This window comes from Clostridium zeae (genome assembly GCF_017312485.1).
GTDB classification, from domain to species: Bacteria; Bacillota; Clostridia; order Clostridiales; family Clostridiaceae; genus Clostridium_AR; species Clostridium_AR zeae.
Genome location: NZ_BMBA01000001.1, coordinates 394,060 through 406,824, shown reverse-complemented (window position 1 = coordinate 406,824; position 12,765 = coordinate 394,060). Strand labels below are relative to the sequence as shown.

Below are 12,765 nucleotides of genomic sequence, written 5' to 3'. Positions count from 1 at the left end.
TTTTTTATTAAAATCGCGAGAGGAGTAAATAAATACAGCTTTTTAGCTTATTTATTATGTAAAGATATGTTTAAGCCTAAAAGAATAATATTTGAGAAAGATTCACTAGAATACGAAATGGGGAAACAAATTCTTGATGAATTTAAACACAATACCCATGTGGAAATTATAAATTTGACATCTAACAAGGTAAAACAGCATATACCAGGTGAAGATATTTCATCCCAATATACTGAAGGTAAAAGAACTTTGGTTATAGGAACTAAGAAAAGCTTAAAGTTCCAATCTTGTAAACCTTCAGCTCATTATCAGCTTCCCTTGGTGTCTGGATGCATGGGCCAATGTGAATATTGCTATTTAAATACAAAGCTTGGCGATAAACCTTTTGTAAAGGTTCATGCAAATATTGATGAGATTTTAAATCAAGCTCAGAAATACATCGATGAAAGATTACCTGAAATCACTTTATTTGAAGGTTCGGCAACCTCTGACCCAGTTGCTGTAGAGCCATACACCCATTCTTTAGAAAAGGCCATAACCTACTTTGGGAAAAGTGAAAATGCGAGATTTAGATTTGTAACAAAATACAATGATGTAGATTCTCTGCTTAATTTAGAACACAATGGACATACAGAGATAAGGTTTAGCATTAATACAAACACCATCATTAATAAATTTGAGCATATGACAGCCTCTAGAGATAAGAGAATAGAAGCTAGTATGAAGGTGGCTGAAGCAGGATATCCAACAGGTTTCTTGATTGCACCAGTCTTCATATATGAAAATTGGAAAGAAGAATACCATGATCTATTGGTAGAATTAAAAAGTAAGCTTCCAGAAGATCTAAAATATCCAGTAACATTTGAGGTCATATCACATCGTTACACAACTACAGCTAAGAATATAATACTGCAAGTGTTTCCAAACAGTGAACTTCCTATGAAAAATGAAGATAGAAGTTTTAAATACGGACAATTTGGTTATGGTAAGTATGTTTACCCTAAAGAAAGTCTAAGTGAGATAAAAGAGTTTTTTAAGAAAGAAATTGAAGAGTTATTTACTAATAAGGAAGTTAAGTATATTATATAATCTATATAAGACTAATAGAGATATATTTATCTATATGAGTATTTACTTGTAAATTATAAAATTAGATGTGAAATTTTTATTTCTATATAAATTATTGTAGCGAAAGGTGAGAAAATGGAAGAAAACAAAAAATCTATAGAATCAATTGATGAATATATTTCAAGTTGTCCGCCTGAGGTTCAAGAAGTTCTTGAAACCTTAAGGAAAGTAATAAAAGAAGCAGCACCAGAAGCAACTGAAAAAATAAGTTATCAAATGCCTACTTTTTATCTTTATGGCAATTTGGTTCATTTTGCAAACTTTAAAAATCATATCGGATTTTATCCCACTCCTAGCGGAACCGAAACTTTTAAACAGGAGTTGTCTAAATATAAAACTTCAAAAGGGGCAATACAGTTTCAAAAAAACGAACCAATTCCTTATGAATTAATTAGTAGAATGGTTAAATATAGAGTAGTTGAGAACATAAAAAAAGCTGAAGAAAAAGCAACTAAGAAAAAGAAGTAATTAATGAAAGTGTTTAGAAAATTGCAGGTAAATAAGTTTTAATTTTTTACTGTATAATAATAAAAAACTTCTAAAACTACTGAAATTTATAGATTAAGCTAGTTTGAAAATTTTATAACTTCCTGCACAAAAAAAGAGATTAATATAGTAATCTCTTTTTTTTTGTATAGGAAAATATAAAGTCTTTAGGGTAAAAAGACTTAAAAATTTCGTTTGTGTTGTTAGCTGTTATATGTTGAAAAAATAATTTTACTCATCTTTATTAAAATCTTTAAGCAGGTCAACAAAGTGTGCAAGTTTAGAATCATCCCAGTTAGAGATACGTTCGTAAAAAGCAGATTCCTTTTCTTTTAGAGCGGTTATAGTTTTTTGTCTTCCAAGTTCACTTAAAGATAACAATACCCCTCTGCGATCTTCTGGAGAGGCTTCACTGATTACATATCCTAATTTTTTTAATTGATTAACAAGACGACTCACGGAGCTACGGTCCATGGCAGTCGATTCTGCTAGGACGGTAGCGCTAGTTGGACCATATGTGAACAACCATCTTATAAGAAGAAAAGCTGCAGGCTGCAAGGAGTTATCAAAACATGCTGCAGTTCTCACATTAAGTGCATGAGAGGCACTTAGTAGCATATTTAATTGTTTACCTAATTTTGATTCCAAATCAAGTCGTTGTCCATTTTGTGCTGTAATGTTTTTATCCATAATTCACCTCATATAAATTAATAAAATTAGTTGACATATGTCAATTAAAAATATATAGTTGACATATATCAAATATAATTCTTAAAATCCTATAAGTCAAGTGAATAAGGCTTTAATTTTTAAGCTAAGGAGAATATGGAGGAGTTTATTATGAAAAAACAATCTATAGTAGTATTAACTGGCGCTACAAGTGGTCTTGGACAACTGGTTGCAGCTGAATTAGCAAAGAGAGGAGTTCACCTTGTTTTAACTGCTAGGAGTAAAAGTAAAGCGGAAGAAACCATGAGTATGTTAAAAAGTATCAATCCAGAAGCAAAGGTTGATTTCTTTTATGGAGACTTATCATCAATGAAAGATGTAAAAAGAATAGGAGATGAGATAAATAGTACATATCCAAATATTGATGTACTTATAAATAATGCTGGATTGCATGCCTTTGAGCAAAGAATAACTGAAGATGGTTTTTCAGAGATGATAGCAGTTAATTACCTAGCTCCTTGGCTACTTACTTACATATTACAAGAGACGTTGATAAAATCAGGAGAGGCTACCGTGGTAAATGTAGCTTCAGAGGCGTCACGTAATCATGGAATACTTAAGTTGCCTGAGGATTTAACTGATACATCTACCTTCACAGCGAGAGAATCCTCTAAACTTTATGGGAAAACTAAACTACTTAATATTATGTTTACAGGAGAACTTGCACGTTTATTTGTAGGAACTGGGGTTACAGTCAATGCACTTAATCCAGGTTTTAATGTTACAGGACTAGGTAGAGAGCTTGCGTTTGCTTCAGTACTTGAACGTATTTTGAATCTACTACACATAGGAGATCCACATAGAGGGGCAGACATAATTGTTAGATTAGCTACAGACACTAAATATAAAGAGGTTACTGGAGGATATTTTAATGTAGGTACTGGAAAAGCTATTAATCCTAGCTATCCTTGTGGAGATGAGGGGTTGGAAAACAAGCTTTGGACTTATACAAAAGAAATATTTAAATTAAGAGGAATATTGCAAAAGTAAAATTTTACATATGGACCAAGAAAAAATTTTAATATAATTCACAAATGCACTGAATTTTATGGTATCTTAATAAATACATGGATAGTATTTAAAGAGGTGATAAAATGAAGCTAGTTTTAGCCAGTGATAAATTATTAGGTGAGGTTTTGGCCAATCCTATATATACCGAAAGCGGCATAATGTATTTAAATAAAGGTAATAAGATAACTTCTCGTGCTATTTCTATGCTGAAAAAAACAGGGGTTGCTACTGTATATATAGAAGATGGAAATGATGAATTCGATTTACAGGAAGTACTGGCTACTCCCGCAAAGTTTGAAGCGGTAAAAGCTTTAAAGGAAATATATGATGAAGCAAAGAGTAGAGAATACATAAATGAACTGAAGGTGTCTCAAGTTGTTAAAGAAATTATGGAAAATATGAACTTATCAGAAAATGCTGCGTTGATAAGCAATCTAGTTCCAAATGATGAAATTTCAAAGTTAGCAATTCATTCGTTAGATGTTGCGACCCTATGCCTAATGGTTGGGATTAGAAAAAAATATGATGAGAAAAAGATATTAAAGCTTGGAATTGCAGCGTTGCTTCATGATATAGGTAAGTTATTTACAAGTGATAAGCATCATGTAAAAAAGGCACAAGAGATATTAAAAAGAAATCCATCCATAATGTCAACCACATATATGGCCATCTATTATATGTACGAAAGAGAAGATGGGTCAGGTCTTTTTGGAGCAATTGGAGAGAAGATTCATGAGTTTGCTAAGATACTTGGCATATGTAATGATTATATAAACTATATAAGTGGAGAAAACCCAATGCTTCCGCATGTAGCTATAGAAAAGATTACAACTGAAGCAGTAACTAAATATAGTGAAGAGATTTATAAGGATTTTTTAAACTCTATATATTGTTATCCAAATGGTCTGCAGGTTAGGCTAAATAATGGACTTTCAGGTTTAGTAGTTATGCAAAATAAAGGTGCAACCACTAGACCGATATTAATAGTTAAAAATGCTGAAGGATATAGATTCTGTAATTTAATTGAAGCAGAAAATCTTACACTTTTTATTGAAGAGGTTATTATATAAAGATGAACAACTTCAATCTGTAAACATAAATTTAAATAAAGGGAAGTAAATTTTAAATTTACCTCCCTCGAAAAAATCCTACTTATCTAATTTGTTTGCCACTTCATCGATAAGTGCTTTTCTATCTTCACCTAAAAAGTTAGCTAATTTTGTAGGCATAAATCCATTCTTGTATATTCTGTCCTCATTCTTTTCTATTAGAGTAAGAATAGTACTTTCAAACTTCTCATAAGTAGTTAAGCCCTCTCTGTACGAATCAACTACATCTAATAACTTTGTTGCTAATTCTTTAGGGTTTTTGTATACAGCTTTCATTGTTATACTCCTTCTTGTATAGATTATGTATTTGCTGATAACAGTCTTATAATAAATATAAGATTATTATCGCACTACATATTCTTAAATATTACATAAATATGATACATTGTTTATCTGTTTATTGCAAATAAAATCAAAATTAATTTAGAGAAATTTAAAAAGATTAAAATAACCGTAAGTCTTTTAATAAAGAAATATAAAGATTGAATCGTAAATAAATATTATTAAAAAGAGATGAGAATCACAATAGAATAATTTTTTGAACTTGAAATATTAACCGTATTGTAATATTTTCTTCACAGTTTTGTCATATTATGATATAATTTTACATACTGCATAAAATATAACAACTAATGTAAGTATAATATACCATAGATAAAGGCAAATCTACCGAAAGATAGAGACGCAAAGCTACGGGCCTAAGGTTATTAACTAAGGCAGCCGGGTTACCTAAATTGTATAGCTATATGCTTTTAATAAAAGCTCACTTTTTATAGAGTAAGCAGTCTATATCTATGGAATTGTTTGGGGGGGGTTAACTTCAAAAAATAATATCATAGATTTTTTATTTTGGCTTATTTTTAATGTAAGGAGAGTTTGAAATGAAAAAAAGAAAAAAATTAAGCGTAGCTATTGTAGTTATGTTTTTAGTGCAATTAATTTTTGGTGTAGGGGCATCAAAAGTTGCAAGAGCAGAAGATGTTAATTCATCTGTTCCTCAATTTTTAGATAGGAGAAAAGAAACTGTAGATTTTGTTTATCAATATAAAGATAAAACTATTGTTAACAATGCGGTTATAATTGACTACAATATAAAATTTTTTGTTGAAGAAAATGGGAAAAAACATATAATATCAGATGACTTTAATCTTTTAAGGTATCTAAGCTTTAAAGGCGTTTATAACGATAATGCTTATGTAGTTTCAGATAAAGATGAGAAAAGATCAATATATAAAGTTGATTTAAATACTTACAAAATGGAGTATGTAAAAGAAGTTCCAAAGTACAAAGATGAACAAGCCTACGTAAATAAAATAGTCATAGATTCAAATGGTGTGTTTTGGTATGAGGCTAGTGAGCACAATATTCCGATATATGATTCTAATGGGAGAATATTAGATAATAGTACAAAAGATATAATATACAATGACAAAGGATTTTCGTATGAAACTATCAAGCTACAGAAAGGTGAACAAACCTATGATAGTTTTGGACATCTTGAGGAAAGTATAGATGGTAGCCTATGGTTTAATAAAACACTTAAGTCAGGTACTGATAATAAAGTTTATAAAATTTCAAAGGATAATTCGGTAAAAGAGTACTCAATTAATAATACTCAGCCTATGGTTATATATAATGTATATCCTAGTAATGATAGTTCAGTGATTTTAATTGGAAAACAATTGGTAACAGGCTCCGATGGGCGTTCTACTGAAGGAGAAGTAATAGTACAGAAGTATAAAATTAACGGCGATACTCTTGAACTAACAAAGGAGTTCAAATTTCCAAATACCTATTTCTATTCATCTCTTGATGTTAACGGAAACGTGTGGATCAATCAAAGCGGAGTTATTTCAAAGCTGGAAGGTAATGAATTTATAAAGAAGTATATCGTTGATAGTGGATTAAAAGCTCTAGAGGTTTATGATGATAAAAACTTAGTTGCTTGTGGCATAGTAGGCTTTGGATATACACCTATAGCTATTGCAGATCCAGCTGAAAAACCATTAGATAACAATATTGATAATAACGCAAATAATACTACAAATACAAATATAAATAACAATACTAGCAAGAATAGTGAAAGTGCTTCTAATAATAGCAGTACTAATGCAAATAATACTTCAGTTCAGCAAGTTATTAATAAAGAAAAGTTCAATGTGGATGTTAATGGTGCAAATGCTGTACTAACATTAGATTCTAAACAGATATCTAAAGACTCCGAAAATACAGTAGTTCCAACACTATCAAATAGTGTGCAAACTGTAGAAACAAGGTTTGATGCTGTAACTACTAATGGGGGAAAAGGTAGTGTAAAGGTTAATGCAAATAATGTTAGTTTAGTACTTCCATTTTCAACTATAGACTATAATGGGGTAAACAATGGGGATTATATTAAGTTAAGAGAGGCAATTGTAAAAAATGATGATTCTTTAAGTTCAATCAAGGATATTGGAAAGCTATTTGATTTTAGTCTTGAAATGTACAAAAATGATGGAACGAAGTTAAAAGATATTCACAGCTTTAAGAATGGGAATGCAACTATATCAGTAAAACTTACAAATGTCGAGGTTAAAAATTTAGATATAAATAAACTTTCTGCTTTCTATTACAATGAGAATACTAAATCATGGGAAAATGTAGGAGGAAGTTATAATAAAGGAACTATGACATTTACTTTTCAAACAAGTCACTTTAGTAAATATACTATAGCTCAAATAAACGGAACTCTCCCTCAAACTGGTGTAATAATGGACTCCACCAGTATAATGCTAGTTGCATTAATACTTATATTAATGGGAAGTATTGTTTTAATGAAAAAAAACATAACAAGAATAAAAACATCGAATAGATAAAATATTTAGTTAAGTATCTTAGAATGAGAGTATTAAAAATACTCTCATTTTCTTTTAGGGGGATGGGCATAGATATATGAGATGTTAGCTATGACAATAAAAATATGTTTAAAACTGTTACATTATTTTGAGTAAGTGACCAAAATATGCCAGATTTATTAGGGGATATTATTACTAATAATACACAAAATATCTTTAAATTCTAAGTATCGAGGTGTTTTTGATGTGAGCACTTTTTCAAAAGATAATAATAATTCAAAACCTCAAAGTAATGAAAATAAAGATGAGAAAATAGAGCAAAAGCCATTGAGTAAATCTCTTTCAGATAATTTAAATGAAGTAAGACTGTTGTTTTCAAATTGCAGTGACGTAGTGTATAGAGAGTTTGTTATAGATTCAATTAAACTACCTGTAGCGCTGATTTTTATAAATGAACTTGTGGATACACAGTTAATTAATGAAGCTACAATAACTTCAATAATGAATATGAGACCGATGACATCGCTATATTCAGCCTCTGGTAATATAGTGGATACAATTAGAACTCGTTTTTTGAATACTGCAAATGTGAGTGAAATTGTAAATGTTCATGAAGTTGAAGAAAGCTTACTAAATGGTAGTGCAGTATTATTAGTAGATAAAGAAGATAAGGCCTTAAAAATTGCAATTCCTGGATTTAGAGGAAGAGATATATCTGAACCAACTATTGAAAAAGTTATAAGAGGACCAAAAGAGGGGTTTACAGAGAATATTAGTGTAAATACTGCGATGCTTAGAAAAAAAATAAAATCTTCTAAACTAAAGTTTGAGAACTCGGTTATTGGGAGGCAGACAAAGACCAATATTCATATTACATATTTAGAAGGTATTGTTGATGAAAAGGTGCTTAAAGAACTTAGAAATAGACTTGGCAAAATAGATGTTGATGCTATTCTGGAGAGTGGATATATAGAACAATTTATACAAGATACTACAAAAACCATTTTTCCACAAATTCTTCATACTGAAAGACCAGATAGAGTAGCAGGAGCTATTTTGGAAGGTAGAATAGCAATACTTATAGATGGAACACCCTTTGCGTTGATTATTCCTTCAACTATGGTTCTATTTTTACAAACTAGCGAAGATTATGCAGAAAGATATATAATAGCATCCTTTGTAAGAATAGTAAGGTTTATATTCTTTATCGTTTCATTATTACTGCCTGGTTTGTATGTAGCGATAATTTCTTATCACAAAGAAATGGTTCCTACTGCATTACTTATTAGCATAATGGAATCTGCTAAAAGAGTTCCATTTCCCGTAATTGTTGAAGCATTAATTATGGAAGCGACCTTTGAGGCGCTAAGAGAATCAGGGATAAGACTTCCTATACCTGCAAATCAAACTGTGGGAATAGTTGGAGCGCTTGTAATCGGAGATGCCGCTGTTAAAGCTGGTATTATTTCTTCAATAATGGTTATCATTGTTTCCATAACAGCAGTAGCCTCCTTCGGAATTCCTTCTTATGACATGGGCTATTCCATTAGAGTTTTAAGATTTATATTGATATTTCTTGGAGGGTTGTTTGGTTTATACGGAATTTTACTTGGACTTCTTATAATATTTATTCATCTAGTATCTTTAAGATCTTTTGGAGTAAATTATCTTTCACCAATCGCACCGTTGAACATAAATGAACTAAAGGATTCTTTTATTAGATTTCCTAGGTGGGCAATGATTAAGAGACCAGCTTCTGCAAATGAAAAAAATCGTCAAAGGCAGAGTGAAGACTTAAAACCGGGACCATCTAATGAGGATGATGAGGGGTTGAGCAAAAAAGATGAAAGCCAGAAATAAGTTTGTATTAGTTAACGCATTAATTTTTATGTGCTCTACTATATTAACCGGCTGCATAGATAAAACTGAGCTAAATGAAATTGCACTTGTTATTGGAATAGGAATTGATAAGGATAAAGACGGGGAATCTCTTCTAGTAACATTAGAACTTACTAATCCGAATACAAATAAAGAATCTCAAGATTCACCTGGAAAAGCAAATAGTTCAATTTTAGAAACAAGTAAAGGAAAAAATCTTTCTGATGCTTTACAAAACTTTACTCAAATAAGTACATTGGCTATAGACTTTACACACATACAAGTTATTGTTATGTCGAAATCTTTGTGTGTTGAAGGAATTGATGGAGTTATAGATTATGTTTCAAGAGATCGACAATTTAGAAATTTGAACTGGATTCTTATGGCAGAGGATAGTGCTAGAGATGTTTTAAAAACTAAGATACCAAGTGATGATATTACTTCCTTAGGTTTATCAAACATGATGAATAAATTAAGAAAGAATGGGTCTATATTGCCGGTGGATTTGAACAGATTCATTATTGGGTTTAAAAGTCAGGTAAGAGCAAGCTTGGCACCTGTAGTACGAGTAGAAAAAACTGAGGATGAACCAAAAGGAAGGATAAAAATTGAGAAAACAGCCGTATTTAAAAATGACCGATTAGTTGGTGTACTGACCACAGAGGAATCTAAATATTTAGCATGGTTTCATAGGAGAATAAAAGGAAATTTAGTTGTGTCACCAATTAAATCAGCTTCCAAAAATGAAAATATAGTTGTTCAGATTTTCAAGGAAGATACTAAAATAAATACAAATATAAAGGATGATGGGGTTAGTTTTGAAATTAAGTGTATAGCAACTGCTGAAATAAAAGAATTAACTAATCTAAAGTTAAACTCTGCTGTAATAAATAGAATAGAAACTAATACTGAACAGATACTAGAAGTACAGCTCAGTGAACTTATCAACAAATGTCAAACTAATCTTAATGCTGATATAATTGGATTTGCTGAAATCATATATAACAACAATCCAGAAAAATGGGGAAGTATGAAGGAAAATTGGGATGAAATATTTCCTAATACCAAGTATAAAGTTAGTTTTGATGTTACCTTAAAAAAATTAGGAATGATTAAAGATTCTCCTATAGAAAATGAGGAGGAGGGGAAAAGCCAGTGATAATATTTGTCACTTTTTTAGCAGTTATGATTGGATTATTAGAGTGTATTCCTCTTTTTAAGAGAAATATGAAAAAAGAGATGTATGTGGTAGTATTTATGTTATTATTTGCGATAATTTTTCAAGTTAGTAGCAAGTTTAAGTTTTTCACACTAAAGAGTTTAATAGAAAGTGTACTTGGTCCAATTGGAAGAGCTCTTTTTAAAGAAGTGTAAATTTAGAATGGAGGTGTAAAAGCTTGGAGGAAAAGGGGATTATAAATACCAATCAATTTATTTGGTTACTTTTTTGCATAATAACATCTTTCACTGTTTTGCATACCCCTGGAATATTAATTATTCAATCAGGGAGGGATGCAGGGCTTGCTATAATTTTAGCATGGATACTAGATGTGCTTTTAGCAGTAGTATATGCGTATATGGGAGTTAGATTTCCAGGCCAGAATATGGCGCAGTACAGTATGACTATCTTAGGGAACAAATTAGGAAAAGCTGTAGGAATGATGTTTCCACTTTTCTTTTTTTTAGTTTCAGTTTTATTACAAAGTGGCTTTGCTATTTTGATTCATATTGCATTTTTTCCCAAGACATCTATTGAAGTAATTCTTCTTTGCTCTTCTCTTACAGTAGCTTATGCTGTGCTTAAAGGAGTTGAGGTAATGGGAAGAGTATGTGAGTTTTTTGGACCAATATTTTTAATAAGTTTAGTTTTATTATTTGCGCTTGTCATTCCAGACTTGCATTTAGAAAATCTTAAACCACAGCTTGAACATGGATTATATCCTGCTATTTCTGGAGCAATTTTAATTATATCCTTTATTGGAATATGCATCATTATGGGAGTGTATATACCGATTTGTGATCATCCAGAAAATGGATTTTTTGCGAAATTTTCCGCTGTTAGTATGGGGGGAATTACAATATTCTTAATAGTTGTAGCAAGTATAGGGGCTTTTAGTATATCTCAAGCTAAGAATATGTTCAGCCCTAGTCTTAGATTGGCTAGGTATGTACATATAACTTCATTCGTTCAAAGACTGGAGGTTATTTGGTTAATGATTGCAATTGGTGCATTAATTATATCTGCTGGTGAAATGATATGGGCATTTTCTTTGCAAACTGCACAAGTGATTGGTTTAAAAAGTTATAAACCTCTCATTCTACCGGCTATATTGGTTTCTTTTGTTTTATCAACTACTTCCTTCAGAAATAGTATAGATTTATTTGATTTTATTAACTATAGTTATCCGATAATCGCTATGTTTGTTGAAACCGGTTTAGAAATGTCTCTATTTTTTATTGCATTAATTTTGAAAAAAAGAGGTTAATTTTGGTTAGTGGGATCATCCTTATTTATAGTATTTCTAACTTTATTTTTGTATTTACTGAAAAGGTGCTTTTGAAAAAGATAAGCAGTTGTACAACCAAGTATAATTATTGTTACACTAATTATTCGTGATATTAAGTTAAGTATTCCGATTTTATGCATATAAATCCTCCTAATATTGTTTAATAATATAATGTTATAATTTCCGTTATATATTATTTTTATTAATATAAAAATAAGCAAGCTAAAAGGTTTTATTATTTAGCCTGCTTATCTTATAGTGAAACGATTTTCTTTGATTAATCAAATATTACTAACATACTTTTCAGTTAGCTATTTCAGTGCTTATGAACGTTTAGAATGTGATTTTTCTATAACTTTTGGTGAACCAGTTATTTTTACCATAGGTTTTTCTTTCTTTAGTGTCTCTTCAAAATGTTTAATTTCTTCTATATGTTCTCTGTGGATTGAAACATCCTCAAGAGAAACCCTTTGCTTAGTGAAATCAACTTTTTCTTCATTTAAAGTTATTTTTATTATTTCTGGTGGTGCGTTTTTTTTCTTCCCTAAAGAGGAATCAAATGTTCTTTTTTCAATTACAAGAACTTCACGTTCAATAGGAATAGTAAAGGTCTTATACATGGTTATTGTTTCTCTATGGGTTTTTACATCACCAGTTTTTAGCCAGGTTTTAGCAATATTAAGCTGTTCTTCTTTAAGTTGTAGAGTTTCAGTTCCTAAATCTTTATATGTCATATTTTTTGATACTGTTATCCCATCATTATATGAACTCGTTTTTTGATTTGAAATAAATTCAATAAAGTCTCCTGTTAGTCCTCCAAGAACAACTCCTAATAATAACCCAGTAATAATCTCATTCAGTGGAATAAATGCAAAGGTAGAGTTTAGAGCTGATATAATTAAGAGTCCTGACATATCTAAAAAACCAAGTATTATTCCACATAAACCTCCAATTACCATGCCTACAGTAATTCCATTATATACTTGCATATTGTCATGGTTTGTTGATGGTTTCTTTTCCATACCTTTCCCTCCAGTTGGTTAAAAGCACCTTCAATTATAAATATAATTTGAAGGTGCTTCA

At 30.6% G+C, this 12,765-nt stretch carries 13 protein-coding genes and 1 riboswitch; of the genes, 9 read left to right on the top strand and 4 right to left on the bottom strand.

Going from position 1 to position 12,765, the window contains the following annotated elements; translation table 11 throughout:
• Nucleotides 1–66 precede the first annotated feature (66 nt).
• Together splB and J3477_RS01885 are read left to right on the top strand one after the other, a co-directional pair.
• Nucleotides 67–1,089, top strand: a complete 1,023-nt coding sequence (gene splB / locus J3477_RS01890; RefSeq protein ID WP_206867862.1) for a spore photoproduct lyase — start codon at nt 67–69, stop codon at nt 1,087–1,089.
• A 114-nt stretch (nt 1,090–1,203) separates the two neighbouring features.
• Nucleotides 1,204–1,596, top strand: a complete 393-nt coding sequence (locus tag J3477_RS01885; RefSeq protein WP_206867861.1) for an iron chaperone — start codon at nt 1,204–1,206, stop codon at nt 1,594–1,596.
• 249 nt (nt 1,597–1,845) lie between these two features.
• On the opposite strand, the gene J3477_RS01880 is transcribed toward J3477_RS01885, so the two are convergent.
• Nucleotides 1,846–2,304, bottom strand: a complete 459-nt coding sequence (locus J3477_RS01880) for a MarR family winged helix-turn-helix transcriptional regulator (RefSeq protein WP_206867860.1) — start codon at nt 2,302–2,304, stop codon at nt 1,846–1,848.
• Between the two features lie 150 nt (nt 2,305–2,454).
• Here J3477_RS01880 and J3477_RS01875 point away from each other — a divergent pair, with 150 nt between their 5' ends.
• Both J3477_RS01875 and J3477_RS01870 read left to right on the top strand, forming a co-directional pair.
• Nucleotides 2,455–3,333 (top strand): SDR family NAD(P)-dependent oxidoreductase, encoded by an 879-nt coding sequence (locus J3477_RS01875; RefSeq protein ID WP_206867859.1) that lies wholly within the window; start codon nt 2,455–2,457, stop codon nt 3,331–3,333.
• Between the two features lie 104 nt (nt 3,334–3,437).
• The gene (locus J3477_RS01870) at nt 3,438–4,424 is read left to right on the top strand and encodes an HD-GYP domain-containing protein (RefSeq protein WP_206867858.1); all 987 of its coding nucleotides are present in this window, start codon (nt 3,438–3,440) and stop codon (nt 4,422–4,424) included.
• Nucleotides 4,425–4,502: 78 nt separating this feature from the next.
• Here the strand turns inward: J3477_RS01870 and J3477_RS01865 are convergent, their stop codons facing one another.
• Complete coding sequence (locus J3477_RS01865; protein WP_206867857.1) at nt 4,503–4,739, bottom strand: TIGR04540 family protein; 237 nt, start codon at nt 4,737–4,739, stop codon at nt 4,503–4,505.
• Nucleotides 4,740–5,112: 373 nt separating this feature from the next.
• Nucleotides 5,113–5,196, top strand: a riboswitch (cyclic di-GMP riboswitch).
• Nucleotides 5,197–5,344: 148 nt separating this feature from the next.
• Here J3477_RS01865 and J3477_RS01860 point away from each other — a divergent pair.
• The 5 genes from J3477_RS01860 to J3477_RS01840 all read left to right on the top strand — a co-directional run bounded on the left by J3477_RS01860 (nt 5,345) and on the right by J3477_RS01840 (nt 11,661).
• Nucleotides 5,345–7,318, top strand: a complete 1,974-nt coding sequence (locus tag J3477_RS01860) for an LPXTG cell wall anchor domain-containing protein (RefSeq protein ID WP_206867856.1) — start codon at nt 5,345–5,347, stop codon at nt 7,316–7,318.
• 225 nt (nt 7,319–7,543) lie between these two features.
• The gene (locus tag J3477_RS01855; RefSeq protein WP_206867855.1) at nt 7,544–9,157 is read left to right on the top strand and encodes a spore germination protein; all 1,614 of its coding nucleotides are present in this window, start codon (nt 7,544–7,546) and stop codon (nt 9,155–9,157) included.
• Nucleotides 9,141–10,334, top strand: coding sequence for a Ger(x)C family spore germination protein (locus J3477_RS01850; RefSeq protein WP_206867854.1), 1,194 nt, complete (start codon nt 9,141–9,143; stop codon nt 10,332–10,334). Before J3477_RS01855 ends, J3477_RS01850 begins: the two co-directional genes overlap by 17 nt.
• Nucleotides 10,331–10,549 carry a hypothetical protein gene (locus tag J3477_RS01845; RefSeq protein ID WP_206867853.1) on the top strand — a complete coding sequence of 73 codons (219 nt, stop codon included), beginning with the start codon at nt 10,331–10,333 and terminating at the stop codon, nt 10,547–10,549. The genes J3477_RS01850 and J3477_RS01845 overlap by 4 nt, the downstream gene beginning before the upstream one ends.
• Before the next feature lie 23 nt (nt 10,550–10,572).
• Nucleotides 10,573–11,661 (top strand): GerAB/ArcD/ProY family transporter, encoded by a 1,089-nt coding sequence (locus tag J3477_RS01840; protein WP_206867852.1) that lies wholly within the window; start codon nt 10,573–10,575, stop codon nt 11,659–11,661.
• On the opposite strand, the gene J3477_RS01835 is transcribed toward J3477_RS01840, so the two are convergent.
• Together J3477_RS01835 and J3477_RS26035 are read right to left on the bottom strand one after the other, a co-directional pair.
• Nucleotides 11,658–11,822, bottom strand: a complete 165-nt coding sequence (locus tag J3477_RS01835; RefSeq protein ID WP_206867851.1) for a hypothetical protein — start codon at nt 11,820–11,822, stop codon at nt 11,658–11,660. The genes J3477_RS01840 and J3477_RS01835 overlap by 4 nt on opposite strands.
• Nucleotides 11,823–12,005: 183 nt before the next feature.
• Nucleotides 12,006–12,704 (bottom strand): YsnF/AvaK domain-containing protein, encoded by a 699-nt coding sequence (locus J3477_RS26035; protein ID WP_228731181.1) that lies wholly within the window; start codon nt 12,702–12,704, stop codon nt 12,006–12,008.
• Nucleotides 12,705–12,765: the final 61 nt, after the last annotated feature.

Coding starts and splice junctions, on each gene's coding strand:
- J3477_RS01875 (WP_206867859.1), top strand. CDS start 2,455: ATGAAAAAACAATCTATAGTAGTATTAACTGGCGCTACAAGTGGTCTT.
- J3477_RS26035 (WP_228731181.1), bottom strand. CDS start 12,704: ATGGAAAAGAAACCATCAACAAACCATGACAATATGCAAGTATATAAT.
- splB (WP_206867862.1), top strand. CDS start 67: ATGTTTAAGCCTAAAAGAATAATATTTGAGAAAGATTCACTAGAATAC.
- J3477_RS01835 (WP_206867851.1), bottom strand. CDS start 11,822: ATGCATAAAATCGGAATACTTAACTTAATATCACGAATAATTAGTGTA.
- J3477_RS01850 (WP_206867854.1), top strand. CDS start 9,141: ATGAAAGCCAGAAATAAGTTTGTATTAGTTAACGCATTAATTTTTATG.
- J3477_RS01885 (WP_206867861.1), top strand. CDS start 1,204: ATGGAAGAAAACAAAAAATCTATAGAATCAATTGATGAATATATTTCA.
- J3477_RS01865 (WP_206867857.1), bottom strand. CDS start 4,739: ATGAAAGCTGTATACAAAAACCCTAAAGAATTAGCAACAAAGTTATTA.
- J3477_RS01880 (WP_206867860.1), bottom strand. CDS start 2,304: ATGGATAAAAACATTACAGCACAAAATGGACAACGACTTGATTTGGAA.
- J3477_RS01870 (WP_206867858.1), top strand. CDS start 3,438: ATGAAGCTAGTTTTAGCCAGTGATAAATTATTAGGTGAGGTTTTGGCC.
- J3477_RS01860 (WP_206867856.1), top strand. CDS start 5,345: ATGAAAAAAAGAAAAAAATTAAGCGTAGCTATTGTAGTTATGTTTTTA.